The sequence below is a fragment of the Stutzerimonas sp. LR2 genome, assembly GCF_055755175.1.
Map to the genome: position 1 here is coordinate 143704 of NZ_JBVTRR010000006.1, position 15522 is coordinate 159225.

18 protein-coding genes are annotated in these 15522 nt (G+C 65.7%); 12 read left to right on the top strand and 6 right to left on the bottom strand.

What is annotated here, in order from left to right:
- Nucleotides 1-56 precede the first annotated feature (56 nt).
- The 3 genes from ACVRRC_RS20105 (at nt 57) to ACVRRC_RS20115 (ending at nt 3890) form a co-directional block, all read left to right on the top strand.
- Complete coding sequence (locus tag ACVRRC_RS20105; RefSeq protein WP_011914545.1) at nt 57-497, top strand: c-type cytochrome; 441 nt, start codon at nt 57-59, stop codon at nt 495-497.
- A 43-nt stretch (nt 498-540) separates the two neighbouring features.
- Entirely contained in the window at nt 541-1965 is a 1425-nt protein-coding gene (locus ACVRRC_RS20110) for a cbb3-type cytochrome c oxidase subunit I (protein WP_011914544.1), read from the top strand.
- A gap of 83 nt (nt 1966-2048) precedes the next feature.
- The gene (locus ACVRRC_RS20115) at nt 2049-3890 is read left to right on the top strand and encodes a nitric oxide reductase activation protein NorD (protein ID WP_049340509.1); all 1842 of its coding nucleotides are present in this window, start codon (nt 2049-2051) and stop codon (nt 3888-3890) included.
- A gap of 261 nt (nt 3891-4151) precedes the next feature.
- Here the strand turns inward: ACVRRC_RS20115 and ACVRRC_RS20120 are convergent, their stop codons facing one another.
- From ACVRRC_RS20120 to ytfE, 4 genes are all read right to left on the bottom strand, one after another.
- A complete protein-coding gene (locus ACVRRC_RS20120; RefSeq protein ID WP_013983973.1) occupies nt 4152-4343 on the bottom strand; it encodes a hypothetical protein in 192 nt (63 codons plus the stop codon).
- A 67-nt stretch (nt 4344-4410) separates the two neighbouring features.
- Complete coding sequence (locus tag ACVRRC_RS20125) at nt 4411-5094, bottom strand: Crp/Fnr family transcriptional regulator (RefSeq protein ID WP_011914541.1); 684 nt, start codon at nt 5092-5094, stop codon at nt 4411-4413.
- Nucleotides 5095-5228: 134 nt separating this feature from the next.
- Nucleotides 5229-5747, bottom strand: coding sequence for a hypothetical protein (locus tag ACVRRC_RS20130; RefSeq protein WP_020306005.1), 519 nt, complete (start codon nt 5745-5747; stop codon nt 5229-5231).
- Complete coding sequence (ytfE, locus tag ACVRRC_RS20135; RefSeq protein WP_472997417.1) at nt 5744-6460, bottom strand: iron-sulfur cluster repair protein YtfE; 717 nt, start codon at nt 6458-6460, stop codon at nt 5744-5746. The genes ACVRRC_RS20130 and ytfE overlap by 4 nt, the downstream gene beginning before the upstream one ends.
- On the opposite strand from ytfE, the gene ACVRRC_RS20140 reads away from it, so the two are divergent.
- The 6 genes from ACVRRC_RS20140 (at nt 6459) to ubiT (ending at nt 11010) form a co-directional block, all read left to right on the top strand.
- On the top strand, nt 6459-6602 hold the full coding sequence (locus tag ACVRRC_RS20140) for a hypothetical protein (protein ID WP_285585468.1): 144 nt from the start codon (nt 6459-6461) through the stop codon (nt 6600-6602). The two genes, ytfE and ACVRRC_RS20140, sit on opposite strands and share 2 nt — an antisense overlap.
- Nucleotides 6603-6606: 4 nt before the next feature.
- On the top strand, nt 6607-8133 hold the full coding sequence (gene norR, locus ACVRRC_RS20145; protein WP_079327481.1) for a nitric oxide reductase transcriptional regulator NorR: 1527 nt from the start codon (nt 6607-6609) through the stop codon (nt 8131-8133).
- 73 nt (nt 8134-8206) lie between these two features.
- The gene (locus ACVRRC_RS20150) at nt 8207-8416 is read left to right on the top strand and encodes a hypothetical protein (RefSeq protein WP_011914537.1); all 210 of its coding nucleotides are present in this window, start codon (nt 8207-8209) and stop codon (nt 8414-8416) included.
- Nucleotides 8417-8621: 205 nt separating this feature from the next.
- On the top strand, nt 8622-9617 hold the full coding sequence (gene ubiU, locus ACVRRC_RS20155) for a ubiquinone anaerobic biosynthesis protein UbiU (protein ID WP_170800610.1): 996 nt from the start codon (nt 8622-8624) through the stop codon (nt 9615-9617).
- A gap of 14 nt (nt 9618-9631) precedes the next feature.
- Entirely contained in the window at nt 9632-10522 is an 891-nt protein-coding gene (locus ACVRRC_RS20160) for a U32 family peptidase (protein ID WP_472997418.1), read from the top strand.
- Entirely contained in the window at nt 10516-11010 is a 495-nt protein-coding gene (ubiT, locus tag ACVRRC_RS20165; protein ID WP_200632373.1) for a ubiquinone anaerobic biosynthesis accessory factor UbiT, read from the top strand. The genes ACVRRC_RS20160 and ubiT overlap by 7 nt, the downstream gene beginning before the upstream one ends.
- A 138-nt stretch (nt 11011-11148) precedes the next feature.
- Here ubiT and ACVRRC_RS20170 read toward each other — a convergent pair whose 3' ends face one another.
- Both ACVRRC_RS20170 and ACVRRC_RS20175 read right to left on the bottom strand, forming a co-directional pair.
- Complete coding sequence (locus ACVRRC_RS20170; RefSeq protein WP_106442305.1) at nt 11149-11532, bottom strand: putative zinc-binding protein; 384 nt, start codon at nt 11530-11532, stop codon at nt 11149-11151.
- Between the two features lie 48 nt (nt 11533-11580).
- Entirely contained in the window at nt 11581-12258 is a 678-nt protein-coding gene (locus tag ACVRRC_RS20175; RefSeq protein WP_011914533.1) for a Crp/Fnr family transcriptional regulator, read from the bottom strand.
- A 231-nt stretch (nt 12259-12489) separates the two neighbouring features.
- Between ACVRRC_RS20175 and ACVRRC_RS20180 the strand changes: the two genes are divergently transcribed.
- The 3 genes from ACVRRC_RS20180 (at nt 12490) to ACVRRC_RS20190 (ending at nt 15428) form a co-directional block, all read left to right on the top strand.
- A complete protein-coding gene (locus tag ACVRRC_RS20180) occupies nt 12490-14508 on the top strand; it encodes a ribonucleoside triphosphate reductase (RefSeq protein ID WP_011914532.1) in 2019 nt (672 codons plus the stop codon).
- Between the two features lie 72 nt (nt 14509-14580).
- The gene (nrdD, locus tag ACVRRC_RS20185; protein WP_011914531.1) at nt 14581-14736 is read left to right on the top strand and encodes an anaerobic ribonucleoside-triphosphate reductase; all 156 of its coding nucleotides are present in this window, start codon (nt 14581-14583) and stop codon (nt 14734-14736) included.
- Entirely contained in the window at nt 14733-15428 is a 696-nt protein-coding gene (locus tag ACVRRC_RS20190) for an anaerobic ribonucleoside-triphosphate reductase activating protein (protein ID WP_013983965.1), read from the top strand. Before nrdD ends, ACVRRC_RS20190 begins: the two co-directional genes overlap by 4 nt.
- Nucleotides 15429-15522 lie beyond the last annotated feature (94 nt).

Below are 15522 nucleotides of genomic sequence, written 5' to 3' on the forward strand. Positions count from 1 at the left end.
CAGGTTTCGATAGCCCCCTTCTTAAACTGGCCACGCCAAGCCATGAGGAGGCGACCATGTCCGAGACCTTCACCAAAGGGATGGCCAGGAATATTTACTTCGGAGGAAGCGTGTTCTTCTTCCTGGTATTCCTCGGCCTCACTTACCACACAGAGCAGACTTTCCCCGAACGAACCAATGCATCGGAGATGACCGAGGCGGTGGTTCGCGGCAAGGCGGTCTGGGAAAACAACAACTGCATCGGCTGCCACAGCCTGCTGGGTGAAGGCGCCTACTTCGCGCCGGAGCTGGGCAACGTGTTCGTCCGCCGGGGTGGTGAGGAGGCCTTCAAGCCCTTCCTGCACGCCTGGATGAAGGCTCAGCCACTCGGCGCCCCCGGCCGCCGCGCGATGCCGCAATTCAATCTGACCGAGCAGCAAGTTGACGATATGGCGGAGTTCCTCAAGTGGACTTCGAAGATCGACACCAACAACTGGCCGCCAAACAAGGAAGGTTGAGTGATGAACGTCTTTGTTTCCGAATTCAAAGGAGGGCCACGAGATGGGCATCATTAACCCGCATCTCAAATTCCAATCGCAGGCGGTCGCCAAACCCTACTTCGTGTTTGCACTGATCCTGTTCGTCGGTCAGATCCTCTTCGGTCTGATCATGGGGCTGCAGTACGTGGTGGGCGACTTCCTGTTCCCGCTGCTGCCGTTCAACGTGGCGCGGATGGTGCACACCAACCTGCTGATCGTCTGGTTGCTGTTCGGCTTCATGGGCGCGGCCTACTACCTCATCCCCGAGGAAGCGGACCGTGAACTGCACAGCCCGAAACTGGCCATCATCCTGTTCTGGGTGTTCGCCGCCGCCGGCGTGCTGACCATTCTCGGTTACCTGTTCGTGCCCTATGCGGGCCTGGCGGAAATGACCAAGAACGAGCTGCTGCCGACCATGGGGCGCGAGTTCCTGGAGCAGCCGACGATCACCAAGATCGGCATCGTGATCGTGGCGCTGGGCTTCCTCTACAACATCGGCATGACCATGCTCAAGGGGCGCAAGACCGTGGTCAGCACGGTGATGATGACCGGTCTGATCGGCCTCGCGGTGTTCTTCCTGTTCTCCTTCTACAACCCGGAGAACCTGGCGCGTGACAAGTACTACTGGTGGTTCGTCGTGCACCTGTGGGTGGAAGGCGTGTGGGAACTGATCATGGGTTCGATGCTGGCCTTCGTCCTGATCAAGATCACCGGCGTGGACCGCGAAGTGGTCGAGAAGTGGCTCTACGTGATCATCGCCATGGCGCTGATCACCGGCATCATCGGCACCGGCCACCACTTCTTCTGGATCGGCGCACCGACCGTGTGGCTGTGGCTGGGCTCGATCTTCTCCGCCCTTGAGCCGCTGCCGTTCTTCGCCATGGTGCTGTTCGCCCTGAACATGGTGAACCGTCGTCGCCGCGAACACCCGAACAAGGCCGCCTCGCTGTGGGCCATCGGCACCACCGTGACCGCCTTCCTCGGCGCCGGTGTATGGGGCTTCCTGCACACCCTGGCCCCGGTGAACTACTACACCCACGGTTCGCAGCTGACCGCTGCGCATGGCCACCTGGCCTTCTACGGCGCCTACGCGATGATCGTGATGACCATGATCAGCTATGCCATGCCGCGTCTGCGTGGCCTGGGTGAGGCACCGGATGCACGGGCACAGCGCGTCGAGGTCTGGGGCTTCTGGCTGATGACCCTGTCCATGGTCGCCATCACCCTGTTCCTGACTGCTGCCGGCGTGGTGCAGGTCTGGCTGCAACGCATCCCTGCCGATGGCGCCGCCATGTCCTTCATGGCGACTGCCGACCAGCTGGCCATCTTCTTCTGGCTGCGCCTGGTCGCCGGGGTGTTCTTCCTGATCGGTCTGGTCTGCTACCTGTACAGCTTCCGCCAGCGCGGTCGAGTACCGGTCGCAGCAGCGGCAGCCGCCGCGGCCTGAGACGGTTCGCAATGAGCATCGACGGCCCGGCTGGTAATAGCGGGCCGTTTTGCGTTCCAACTGCCAGCACGGAGTAACCCGCCATGGCCTTTACCATCGAAGTGGAAGAGTGGGTCGGCAGTGTCTGGCACCGCTTCATCACCCGTCGCGCCAGCCCGGACTTTCCCGAGGCACGGGTGGAACTTGAGAGCATGCAGCGGCCGCTGTCGCTGCTGTTTCGCGCCATGGGCGGCGCCAGCGGTGTGGGTGTCGAGGCCGCCAGCGCGCGTGACATGCTCGTGCGGCGCAACCTGCTGCAGCAGGTCGCCGGCACCTGCAAGCAACTGCCGGTGGCCTGGTGCGACGCCAGCAACCTGCGGCTGCCACAGAGCCTGGCGGTGTACCCGGAAGTCTCGCTGAACCAGGACCTGTATCGCTGGCTGGCGCTGCTCGCCGCGCAGGCGGGGCAGATGCGCCATTGGGCGCGGGACAACCAGCGCTGGACCCAGGCCATCCTCGAGCAGTTCCCGGCCATGCGTGCGCGTTACCGGCGCCTGGTCGAGGCTCATCTGCAGTTGCGCCCGGACCCGAGCCAGCTGCCCAAGGCCGAGGCCGCACTGGAACGCGCGCTGTGCCAGGCGCTGCGTGAACCGGGCAGCGTCAGCCAGTTCCCGCGTAGCGAGCGCGCGCCCTGGCCATTGCCGCTGTGGCTGTATCCGGCGGACAACCTCGGTGAACCCCAGGCCGCGCAGCGCGCCGAGGAAGGCGAGGGCAATCTGGAAACCCCGCCCGGTGGCGAGTCGCGCCAGCGCAAGCGGGCTCGGCGGGTCGAGGAAAGCTCGAGCAAGGGCGGCCTGCTGCTGTTTCGTCTGGAAAACCTGTTCAGCTGGTCCGAGCACATCGAGCTGGATCGCTGCGGCGACGATACCGAGGATCTGGACGCGGCCCGTGTCGCCGAGGATCTCGATGAACTGGCTCTGTCGCGTCAGCGCATGCGTCAGGGCGGCGGCCTGAAGCTGGACCTGGACCTGCCGGCCGCGGACTTCGACGATGTGCCGCTGGGTGAGGGCATCAAGCTGCCCGAATGGGATTATCGCAAGCAATGCCTGCAGAAGGACTTCGTCAACCTGCAGCTGATGCTGCCCCGTGGCGCCGAGGCGAAGCCGCTGCCGCTGCACCTGTCGCCCCTGGCGCGGCGCCTGCGCCGGCAGTTCGAACATCTGCGCAACGACCGCCAGTGGCTGCGCCAGCAACCCCAGGGTTCCGAGCTGGACATGCAGGCCTGGCTCGATTTTCACGTCGAGCGGCAGAACGGCCAGTGCGCCGAGCGCGGCCTGTTCATGGAACAGCGGCAGAATCGCCGCGACCTGGCCTGTCTGCTGCTGGCCGACCTGTCGATGTCCACCGATGCGCACCTGGACAACGAGCACCGGGTGATCGACGTGGTGACCGACAGCCTGCTGCTGTTCGGCGAGGCGCTGTCGGCGGTGGGCGATCCCTTTGCGCTGTACGGCTTCTCCTCGCTGCGCCGCCAGCAGGTGCGCATGCAGGAGCTGAAGAGCTTCCGCCAGCCCTACGGCGACGAGACCCGCGGGCGCATTCAGGCGCTCAAGCCCGGTTACTACACCCGCATGGGAGCGGCCATCCGCCAGGCCACCGAGCTGCTTGGTGCCTGCAAGCAGCGGCGCAAGCTGTTGCTGCTGGTCACCGACGGCAAGCCGAATGACCTGGACCTCTATGAAGGTCGCTACGGCGTCGAGGATACCCGTCAGGCCGTCATGGAGGCGCGCAAGCAGGGGCTGCTGCCGTTCTGCATCACCATCGACCGCGAAGCCGGCGACTACCTGCCGTACATGTTCGGCGCCAACGGCTACACCCTGATCAAGGAGCCACAGCAGCTGCCGTTCCGCCTGCCGCAGTTGTACAAGCAGCTGACCCAGCCGTAGGCGGGCAATGGCGGATATCGCGGTGTGCTACAGCCGCCGCGGTTCTGTATTGCAGGACGGTAGGGTGGATGTAGCTTTTCACGTCCACCGAGCAGCCGCTCGGTGGATGGCCATTCCGTGAAATCGGTGAGGCGCGGTCCCTCCTGCGACCGACGGGGTTCGTTGGCCGGGCGGCGGGCGTGGCATGCAGGGTGGATGGCGCTGTTCACGCCCGCGGCGCACCGTTCGTGGGGATCGGTTAAGCGTGATTCGCCCTGGCGATCAGAACAGATAACGCGGCAGCCAGACGATCATCACCGCGCAGAAGATGCTGAGGGCGATGCAGAACCAGAGGAAACGCCGTTGGCGGCGTTCCGGGGCGCCATCGGCGTGTTCCGGCAGGGGCATGCCGCAGTTGCTGCATTCGGCGTCCCCCGGCGGATTGTCTTGCTGGCAGTACAGGCACTTGGGCATGTGGTGCTCCTCCTCGCCAGCAAAGCCTGACACGCTGCTCGCGCCGTCGACTTTGATGGCGATCAACTCACTCGAACTGCTCGAGCCGCTGGCGATCGAGGATGGCGATCTGCCGACCTTCCTGGGTGATGATGCCCTCGTCGATCAGTCGGCGGATGATCCGTGAGAACGTCTCCGGCTGGATCGACAGGTGCCCGGCCACCAGCTGCTTGGCCATCGGCAGTTCGAAGCTGTTGCTGTCGTCCTTCACCCGCGCCAGTTGCGTCAGCAGATAGCGCACCACGCGGTGAGTGGCGTTCTTCAGCGACAGCGTCTCGATCTCGTTGATGCGCTGGTGCAGGCGCACGCAGAGCTTGCCGAGCAGGGCGAACGTCAGTCGCTGGTTGGCCTCCAGCAGACGCATGTAGGCAGCGTTGGAGAAGCGGTAGACCTGCGACGGGCAGACCGCCTGGGCCGAGGCGACGTAGTTGGGCGTGTCCATCAGCATCATGGCTTCGGCGAAGGTCTGACGGTTGCCGATCACCTCGAAGACCTTTTCCTGGCCGTCCGGTGTCAGGCGGTAGACCTTCACCGCACCGGAGATGACGAAGTAGAAGTTGTGTGCCGGCTCGCCCTGATGGAACAGGTTGTCGCCCTTGTCCAGGTTGAGCAGTTGGCTGGCATTGAGCAGTTCTTCCATCTGCTCTTCGTTGAGCGGTTCGAACAGGTGATGGCTGCGGAGGATCTGGTGGTGTACGCGGTGAAGCACCATGCAAGGCGTCCTGTTTCAATTGAACAACAACAAACGTCGGGCTTCAGCCTAGCGCAAGTGCTGGGCGATGGCGCAGGCCAGACGTTGATGACGGTCAAGGTCTGGCCAATAGGTCGTGTCGCCGCGGCGTGGGATCAGTGCAGACGGGCGACGAAACCGTCACGCCAGAGCGGCTCGGCGAACAGCTGCGGGTAGCGCTCCAGCGCCTCGACGAGGCGTTGCAGGCCCTGCTCGCGCTGGTCGGCCTCGGACAACGCCTCGGCGCCCCTGAGCAGGTCGATGAGCAGACCGTGCAGCCCGGCATCGGCGGCTTCCGGCAGTTTGCAGTTGGCAATGAGGTAGCTGGTCGCTGCCTCGATGTCGCGCTGCAGATCGGCGGCGGCTTCGTCACCGATCGGCTGGCCAGGGGTGTCCGGCAGGCTGCGCTGGACCGCTTCGTGGATGCGGGTCATGCCCTCGCGCAGGGCCTCGTCGGTGCTCCAGCGCGCACCTGGCGGGGGCTCGCTGATCATTGCCTGGCCGTGCGGGCCATGATCGTGGGCCATCGCCGCCTGCGCGGTACTGGCCACCATGCTGAGCGCGAAGCCGCTGGCCACGGCGACGATGGAGGCCATGGCCATGCCCCAGGCGAGCGGTTGCAGGTACTGTTTCATGGCTGCCGCACCTCGATGGTTTGAGCGTCGTCTGCGCTGGCCGCGAGCGGCGCTTCGGCGTTGCGGAACAGCACGTTGTTCTCCAGGTGGATGTGCTGCATCAGGTCGCTGCGCATTTCCTCCAACCCGCGGTACAGCGCGCGCCAGGTATTGCAGGCGTTGGCCGGCGGCGTGATGTTGTTGGTCAGTGCGGCCAGTCGTTCCAGCGCGTTGCCGTGCTCCTGATGCTCGTAGCGCATCACCGAGATCGGCCCCTGGGCCTGCGGGAAACGCATGCCGCGCTGCAGCATGGGGAAGAGAACCTGCTCCTCCTTGAGCATGTGGCTTTCAAGCTCCTGCTGCATGTGCCACAGGTGCTGGGCGAGTCCGTTGGGACATTCGGGGCGGCTGCCATGAACCTGCTCGACCCGGCTGGCCAGGCGGATCAGCTCGGGGAACTGGTCACGGTGACGTTCGTGGAAGCGCGCCAGCAGGTAGTCGATCAGCTCGCCCGCGGGCACGTTGCGCCAGTCCCGTTGCGCTTCCTCAGGCTCGAGGGCGAGCAGCGCCTCGGCGATGATCTGGGGCTCGACGCCGATACGCCGTGCGGCCTCGCCCAGCGAGAGATCGCCGCCGCAGCAGAAGTCCAGGCGATAGTGGCGGAAGACGCGGGTGGCTCCCGGCAGCGAGCAGGCGAGGTTGCCGAGGGTCTGGTCGATAAGGTCTGTGCTCATGACAACGTTCCTGATGGACGATGACCGAGCCATCGCAACAGGCGTGCCATCGCTGGAGGCACCGAAAATCGCCAACTGCAGCACGCCGCTGGTGAAAATTACCCGTGCAGGTTATGGTTCGGAAAACCTTGAGGGTAACTAGAACCATGATGGCTGATGCCCTACTCGCCGACCTGACCACCGAACTGCCCAACGCCGTGCGCCTGCAGCGCCTCGTGCACACCTTGCACCAGCATTTTCGCTGCGGCGCAGTGGTGCTGCTGCGGCTGGACGAGGACAGCCTGCGTCCGCTGGCGGCGGTCGGTCTGGTACAGGAGGCGCTCGGCCGGCGCTTCGTCGTTGCCCAGCACCCGCGGCTGGCGGCGATCCTCTCGCAACGCGAGCCGACCTGGTTCGAGCCTGACAGTCGCCTGCCCGACCCCTACGACGGCCTGCTCGACGCGCATGTCGGCGAACCCCTGCCGGTGCACGACTGCATGGGCGTCAGCCTCTACGTCGAGGGCAAGCTGTGGGGCGCGCTGACCCTCGATGCCTTGCATGCCGGCACCTTCGACGATGCGGCCCGCTGCGACCTGCAGCGTTTCACCCTGGTGATCGAGGCCGCCGTGCGGGTGACCCGTCTGGAACATGAGAACCGCGGCCTGCGCCTGGCGCGCAGCGATGTGCTGGAGTCCTCGGTGGAGCACGGCGAGGGTGAGATTCTCGGCCAGAGCGAGGCGATCCGCGAGCTGCTGCGCGAGCTGCAGGTGGTGGCCGACTCCGAGCTGCCGGTGCTGCTGCTGGGCGAAACCGGGGTCGGCAAGGAGTTGTTCGCGCGCTGGCTGCATCGGCATTCCCGCCGTCGCAACAAGCCGCTGGTGCACGTCAATTGCGCGGCGCTGCCGGAGTCGCTGGCCGAGAGCGAGCTGTTCGGGCACGTCAAGGGCGCCTTCTCCGGCGCCACCACCGACCGTCCGGGGCGGTTCGATGCCGCCAACGGCGGCACGCTGCTGCTCGATGAGGTCGGCGAACTGCCGCTGACGGTGCAGGCCAAGCTGCTGCGCACCCTGCAGAACGGCGAGATCCAGCGCCTGGGCGCGGACAAGCCGCGGCAGGTGGATGTGCGCATCATCGCTGCGACTAACCGAAACCTGCGCGACAGTGTGCGCGACGGGCATTTCCGCGCCGACCTCTATCACCGGCTGTCGGTCTACCCGGCGCCGATCCCGCCGCTGCGCGAGCGTGGCAATGACGTACTGATCCTCGCCGGGCATTTTCTCGAACTCAACCGCGCGCGCCTGGGGCTGCGCAGCATGCGCCTGTCGCCAGCGGCCGAGCGCGCGCTGCTGGCCTATTCCTGGCCGGGCAACGTGCGCGAACTGGAGCACGTGGTCAGCCGCGCGGCCCTGCGCCTGCTCAGCCGGGGCGCCTCGCGCAGCGAGATTCTCACCCTGGAGCCCGAGCTGCTGGATCTGGACAGCCATGTCGCGGGCACGGAAGCGCCAGCGCCGGCCGAGCAGCCTGTGGCAGTCGACGAGATACTGCCGTTGCGCCAGACGGTGGACGCGGCGCAGCGCCAGGCCATCGTCTACGCCCTGGAGGCTTCCGGCGAGAACTGGGCGCAGGCCGCGCGGCTGCTGGATGTCGACCCGAGCAACCTGCACAAGCTGGCGCGGCGGCTGAAGCTCAAGTAGCGCCTGTCGGCCGGTCGAGGACGCCGGTGGCCGGCTATGGTCTAACCTCAGGTCATCACTCGAGGAACGCCCAATGGCCCTGGACAACAATGAATTCAACGCCCTGCTGAACGAGGCGCAAGCCTTCGCCGAGCGCGCCGCCAGCGAGAACAACCCGCTGCATTACCGTGATGCCTTCGCCGCCAGCCTCAAGGCCATGCGCCTGCTCGGCGAAGAGTCCGGAGCCTGGCGGCAGATGGTCGCCCGCGCCACCGAGGAATTCGAGGGTGACGAGGGCATCTGAGAGCCCCGCTCTGCGCCGGCGGCCGTGCGGTCGGCGCGGATTTTTCGCTGCATTTCGTCGCAGTCGCGACGTCCGGTCAATCTTGACCCCTATCAATGCTGGCCACTGGTCAGCTGCCTAGACTGCCGGCTGTTTTCCGTTCAGCCGAACGACCGCCACGCCATCGGTGCGTGGCGCGCATGTACCCGAATGTCTAGGAGTTGTCATGCACCTGGTCTGCCCGGCAGGAAGCCTGCCCGCGCTCAAGGCCGCCGTCCAGCAGGGCGCCGATGCCATCTACGTCGGATTTCGCGACGACACCAACGCCCGCCATTTCGCCGGCCTCAATCTTGACGAAAAGCAGCTGGACAAGGGCCTGCAGCTGATCCGTGAAAAGGGGCGGCAGCTGTACATCGCCGTCAATACCTATGCCCAGCCGGAAGGTTGGAATCGCTGGCAGCGCGCCGTCGATCAGGCGGCCGACCTGGGCGTCGATGCGCTGATCGCCGCCGATCCCGGCGTGCTGGGCTATGCCAGCAAGCGCCACCCCAAGCTCAAGCTGCATCTGTCGGTACAGGGCTCGGCCACCAATGCCGCGGCGCTGGGTTTCTATCAGCAGCGCTACGGCATCAGCCGCGCGGTGCTGCCGCGGGTGCTCTCGCTCAAGCAGGTCAAGCAGGTCGCCGCGAGCAGTCCGGTGCCGATCGAGGTGTTCGCCTTCGGCAGCCTGTGCATCATGGCCGAGGGGCGTTGCCATCTGTCTTCATATCTCACCGGCGAGTCGCCCAACCTCTGCGGCGTCTGCTCGCCGGCCAAGGCGGTGCGCTGGAGCGAGGAGCCTGAGGGGCTGACCTCGCGCCTGAACAACGTGCTCATCGACCGCTACGCCGCAGGCGAATCGGCCGGTTACCCGACGCTGTGCAAGGGTCGCTTCATGGTCAACGGCCAACGCTTCCATGCGCTGGAGGAACCAACCAGTCTGAATACCCTGGACCTGATCCCGGAGCTTTCCGCCATCGGCGTCACCGCGATGAAGATCGAGGGGCGCCAGCGCAGCCCGGCCTACGTCGAGCAGGTCACCCGGGTCTGGCGCGCGGCGCTGGACAGCTACCTCAAGGCACCGCAGCGCTATGCGGTCGAACCCGGCTGGCGGCAGGTACTGGATGGCCTTTCCGAAGGCTCGCAGACCACCCTGGGTGCCTACCACCGAGCCTGGCAATGAACGAGGAGCCACGCATGAAACTCTCTCTCGGCCCGGTGCTGTTCTACTGGGATCGTCAGCAGACACTGGATTTCTACGCGAACATGGCGGAACAGCCACTGGACGTGATCTACCTCGGCGAAACGGTGTGCTCCAAGCGCCGCGCCATGATGCTCGACGACTGGCTGGGGCTGGCCCGCGACCTGGCCGAAGCCTCGTCGGCGCAACTGGTCCTGTCCGGTCTGACGCTGGTCGAGGCCGCCTCCGAGCTGTCCAGCCTGCGCCGCCTGTGCGACAACGGCGAGCTGCTGGTGGAGGCCAACGACATGGGCGCAGTGCAGCTGATGTCCGAGCGCAAGCTGCCCTTCGTCGGCGGCCCGGCGCTCAACCTCTACAACGGCCACGCCCTGGCCGAGCTGGTGGCCAGCGGCATGAGCCGCTGGGTGCCGCCGGTGGAAGCCTCCGGCAAGCTGATCAAGAGCGCCCGCGCGCAACTGCAGGAACTGGGCGTGGCGCTGCCGGAAATCGAAATCTTCGCCTACGGGCACTTGCCACTGGCCTATTCGGCGCGCTGCTTCACCGCGCGAGCCGAGAACCGGCCCAAGGACGATTGCCAGTTCTGCTGCCAGAACTACCCCGAGGGCATCCCGCTGCTCAGCCAGGAAGGCGAGGCGCTGTTCACCATCAATGGCATCCAGACCATGTCCGCTTCGGTCAGCAACCTGCTCGCCGACTATCAGGGGCTGGTGGACAGCGGCGCCGACCTGCTGCGCCTGAGCCCGCGGGCCGCCGGCATGGAGGAGGTGATCGGCGCCTTCGACGCGGTGCGCAAGGGCGCGCTGCCGCCCCTGGCGGTGGATGGTTGCAATGGTTATTGGCATGGCCAGCCGGGCATGCTGGGTGCCGAGGAGGCCGGTTTATGCTGAATCCGCGTGCCCATCTGGTGAATCTTAGCGGCCGCCTGTTGCCACTGGCGGCGAAAACGCCATTCCTGCTCCAGCGCCTGGCGTTGGAGCGCAGTCTCAATCAGGTATTCGCCGAGGCTCTGAACGACGGGGCCTTCGATGTGCTCGATGGCCATTGGATGAAGCTCGAGGTTGCCGATCTGGGGCTCGCCTGGTGCCTGACCTGCGAGCGCGGCAAGCTGCGCATCGCGGCGCAGGCGCCGGTCGAGGTGACCATCCGCGGCAACTGGCGCGAGTTCCTCTTGCTGGCCAGCCGTCAGGAAGACCCGGACACCCTGTTCTTCCGCCGCCGGCTGGTCATCGAAGGGGATACCGAGCTGGGCCTGGCGATCAAGAACCTGATCGACAGCCTCGACCCGGACACCCTGCCGAGCTGGCTGTGGAAGCTGCTGCAGGGCGCGGGAGAGGAGGTGGCCGCGGCCAATCGGGCGCAGGCGGCAAACGCCTGATCGAGGCGCCACGCCGGAGTGCCGCGAATTACAGGCGCTTCTGCTCGTTGGCACGAACGGTGGCTTCGGCCCACCTGCAAACCGTGATCTCGTTGCGCTGGCCCGGATTGATCGGGCCAGCGTCAGCTTCGGCAGATGTCACACAGCGCGCATCTGCATGCGGTCGCTGGCGATGATCTGTTTCATATCCTCGAACAGCGCCGCGATCTCTTCGTCGCTGCAGTCTTCCCGATACCGCTTGCGCAGACCGTAGCTGCTGAGGGTGATGTGCACGTCGGGCATCACGCCGTGCTGTGCCAGGCAGGCGCGGGCGCAGTGCATCGGGCATCCGTCGATGGCCAGGATCGGTCGTCCGGAGTTGGCCTTCTTCACCAGCGCCGCGACGCGGCCGCCGACGCCGGCGATGCAGGACATTTCCGCGAGCCCGGCGCGGTCGAGACGCACGGCCAGGGTGTTGGCCAGCTGGGCGACGTTCGAGCAGCCGGAACAGGAATAGACCAGGGGGATGGGGGTGACGGTCATCGCGCGCTCCCGGCAGTGGTGTGGGTTGGCGGGCGGACATGCCGCGGGTCATTCGTCATAGGCGGCCAGCTTGCGGTTGTCGAGGATCTCGATGCGCCGACGCTGTACGGAAATGGTTCCGGCGTCGATCAGTCGATGCAGGATGCGCGAGAAGGTTTCCGGCTGGATGCCGAGCTTCGAAGCGATCAGCCGTTTCGGCACATCGAGCACCACCACGCCGCTGTCGTCCTGCTGCGACTGCGCGAGAAAGCGCACCACCCGATGGCTGGCGTTGGCCAGGGTCAGGGTGTCGATCTCGGTCATCCGCTGGTGCAGACGGATGCTGAGGGTGGCGAGGATGTCCAGGCAGATGTCCGGCTGCTGTTCGAGGATGCGTCGGTAGTGGGGCCCGTTCAGGCTTGCCACCAGGCTGGCCTTGAGGGCGGTGGCGCTGACCGGATAGCAGGGCGTGCCCTTGAACAGCAGCGCCTCGGCGAACGACTCGCCGGCGCGCATCACTTCCACCAGCTTCTCCTGACCGTCGCAGACCACCCGATGCAGCTTGATCTGGCCACTGAAGAGGAAATAGAAACGGTCGGCCTTGTCGCCCTGGTGAAACAGCGAGGCTCCGGCCGGCAGGCGCTTGAGGTTGGCCGAAGCGCATACCTCCTGCAGCGCGGCGTCCGGCAGCCGGCTGAACAGATGATGGCGGCGTAGCTCCGCTACCAGGGTCTTTTCGGTGAGCATGGTTCCTCCCCCGGGCTGGGCCGGGTCTTATCTGGCTGCATCCTAGGAGCGCCGCCGCGGGAGGTTCCTTGATCAGGGACAAGTCTGCGCGTCACGCAGGGTCAATGCCGTTCGCCAGCCAGCCGCTCGGGCTTGACGATGGTCAATTCGACAATGGAGTTCCACCGCTAAAGTCACACCATATTGTGGTTTTATGAAAAAATAACACTACATATGGTTATGGAGGCGGGGATGCCCAGACAGGCAGAGGTGAACCAACCGGTCTCGCTGCGCAAGCGCGATGGCCGCTTGGCGGCGTTCGAGCTGGCCAAGATCGAGCGCGCCATTGCGGCGGCCGGGGCGGCCACGGGTGAATTCGATGCAGCGGTCGCACAGGCCCTGGCCGAGGCGGTGCGGCTACAACTGGCCCGCCGCACGGCAGTGGAAGTCGAGCAGGTGCAGGATGCTGTCGAGCGTGCGCTGATGGCCGCCGGCCACTTCGACACGGCGCGTGCCTACATCGTCTACCGTGAGCGGCACGCCCGCCTGCGGCGTGATCGCAAGGCAGTGGTGGATGTCGCGGCCTCGATGAACGAATACCTCTCGCGTGAGGATTGGCGCGTACGGGCCAACGCCAACCAAGGCTATTCACTGGGTGGGTTGATCCTCAACGTGTCGGGCAAGGTCACCGCCAACTACTGGCTGGACGAGGTCTACAGCCCGGAGATCGGCACGGCGCACCGCGAAGGCGATCTGCATATCCACGACCTGGACATGCTCGCCGGCTACTGCGCCGGCTGGTCGCTGCGCACGCTGTTGAACGAGGGCTTCAACGGCATTCCCGGGCGAGTCGAGGCGGGCCCGCCGAAGCACCTGTCCAGCGCCCTGGGGCAGATGGTCAACTTCCTCGGCACGCTGCAGAACGAATGGGCCGGCGCCCAGGCGTTCAGCAGCTTCGATACCTACCTTGCGCCCTTCGTGCGCAAGGACCGGCTCGGTTACGACGAGGTGCGGCAGGCGATCCAGGAGTTCATCTACAACCTCAACGTGCCGTCGCGCTGGGGCACGCAAACGCCGTTCACCAACCTGACCTTCGACTGGGTCTGCCCGGAAGACCTGCGCGAGCAGATCCCCTACATCGGCGGCGAGGAAATGCCCTTCGCCTACGGCGAGCTGCAGGCCGAGATGGAGCTGATCAACCGCGCCTACATCGAAGTCATGCAGGCCGGCGACGGCCTCGGCCGGGTGTTCACCTTCCCGATCCCGACCTACAACATCACCCACGACTTCCCCTGGGACAGCGACAACGCCGAGCGCCTGTTCGAAATGACCGCGCGCTACGGGCTGCCGTACTTCCAGAACTTCCTCAACTCGGACATGCAGCCCAACCAGGTGCGTTCCATGTGCTGCCGCCTGCAGCTGGACGTGCGCGAGCTGCTCAAGCGTGGCGGCGGATTGTTCGGCTCGGCCGAGCAAACCGGTTCGCTGGGCGTGGTGACGATCAACTGTGCGCGGCTGGGTTACCTCTACCGAGGCGACAAGGCGGCCCTGCTGGCGCAGCTGGATCGCCTGCTGGAGATGGCGCGGCAGAGCCTGGAGGTCAAGCGCAAGGTCATCCAGCAGCATATGGATGCCGGGCTCTACCCCTACACCAAGCGTTACCTCGGCACCCTGCGCAATCACTTCTCCACCATCGGCGTGAACGGCCTGCACGAAATGCTGCGCAACTTCACCGATGACGCCGAGGGGCTGCACAGCGAAGCCGGTCGCGCGCTGGCGCTCGAGGTGCTCGACCACGTGCGGGCGCGGCTGGTGCAGTTTCAGGAAGACACCGGGCACCTCTACAACCTCGAGGCGACACCGGCGGAGGGCACCACCTATCGCTTCGCCAAGGAAGACCGCAAGCGTTTCCCGGACATCCTCCAGGCGGGTACGGCCGAGGCGCCGTACTACACCAACTCGTCGCAGCTGCCGGTGGGTTTCACCGACGATCCCTTCGAGGCGCTGGCATTGCAGGACGAACTGCAGTGCAAGTACACCGGCGGCACCGTGCTGCACCTGTACATGGCCGAGCAGATTTCCTCGGCCGAAGCCTGCAAGAAGCTGGTACGCAATGCGCTGTCGCGCTTCCGCCTGCCCTACCTGACGGTGACGCCGACCTTCTCGATCTGTCCGGTGCACGGCTATCTCGCCGGCGAGCACGAGTTCTGCCCGAAATGCGACGAGGCGCTGCTGCACAAGCAGCAGGCCGAAGCGGCCCTGGCCGTCTGATCTGCGATCCCATGTCACGCCGCGCCATGAGGTGCGGCGCCGCATACTCACCCCCCGCAAAGGAGCATCAGCATGACCCAAGCCAACCAACTGCCCCAGGACCAGCGCCAGCGTTGCGAAGTCTGGACCCGCGTGATGGGCTATCACCGCCCGGTCGCCGCATTCAATCCGGGCAAGCAGTCCGAGCATCGCGAGCGCCTGCACTTCACTGAAGCGGCGGCGCGGTGACCGCAGCACTTCGCGTCGGGGGGCTGGTCCCCCTGACCACGCTGGATTTTCCCGACCATCTGGCCTGCGTGCTGTTTTGCCAGGGCTGCGGCTGGCGCTGTCGCTACTGCCACAACCCGCAGCTGATTCCCGCCTGTGGCAACGAAGAAAGGCCGTGGTCGGAAATTCTGGCGTTCCTCGAGCAACGCGTCGGCCTGCTCGAGGCGGTGGTGTTCAGCGGCGGCGAGCCAACCCTGCAGACCGCGCTGCCCGAGGCCATCGCCCAGGTGCGGGCGCTGGGCTACAAGGTCGGCCTGCACAGCGCCGGCATCAAGCCGAAGCTGTTCGCCGGTATCCTGCCGCTGGTGGACTGGGTCGGTTTCGACGTCAAGGCGCTGCCCGAGCAGAGCACGGCGATCACCGGCGTGGACGGCAGCGGCAAGGCCAACTGGAGGAGCCTCGAGCACCTGCTGGAAAGCGGTGTCGAGCATGAATGCCGGACCACCGTGCACTGGCAGCTGTTCGATGCCGATAGCTTGTGGGACATGGCCCAGCGCCTGCGCCGTCTGGGTGTCGAACGCTTCGCCGTGCAATGCGTGCGCACCGCGCGCATGCTCGACGACAACCTTGCCGAGAGCCGCGCACCCTACGACCAGCAGCGGCTGTGGGAACGCCTGGATCGGCTGTTTCCGTCCTTCGTGTTGCGCGGTTAGTCGCAGGTGCTCCCTGCAGCCCCCGGCCCCGGGGCCGGGCTTGCTGGAGTGAAGAAGGGGAACACGGGTGGGCTTGAGTCCACCATGAGCAGGC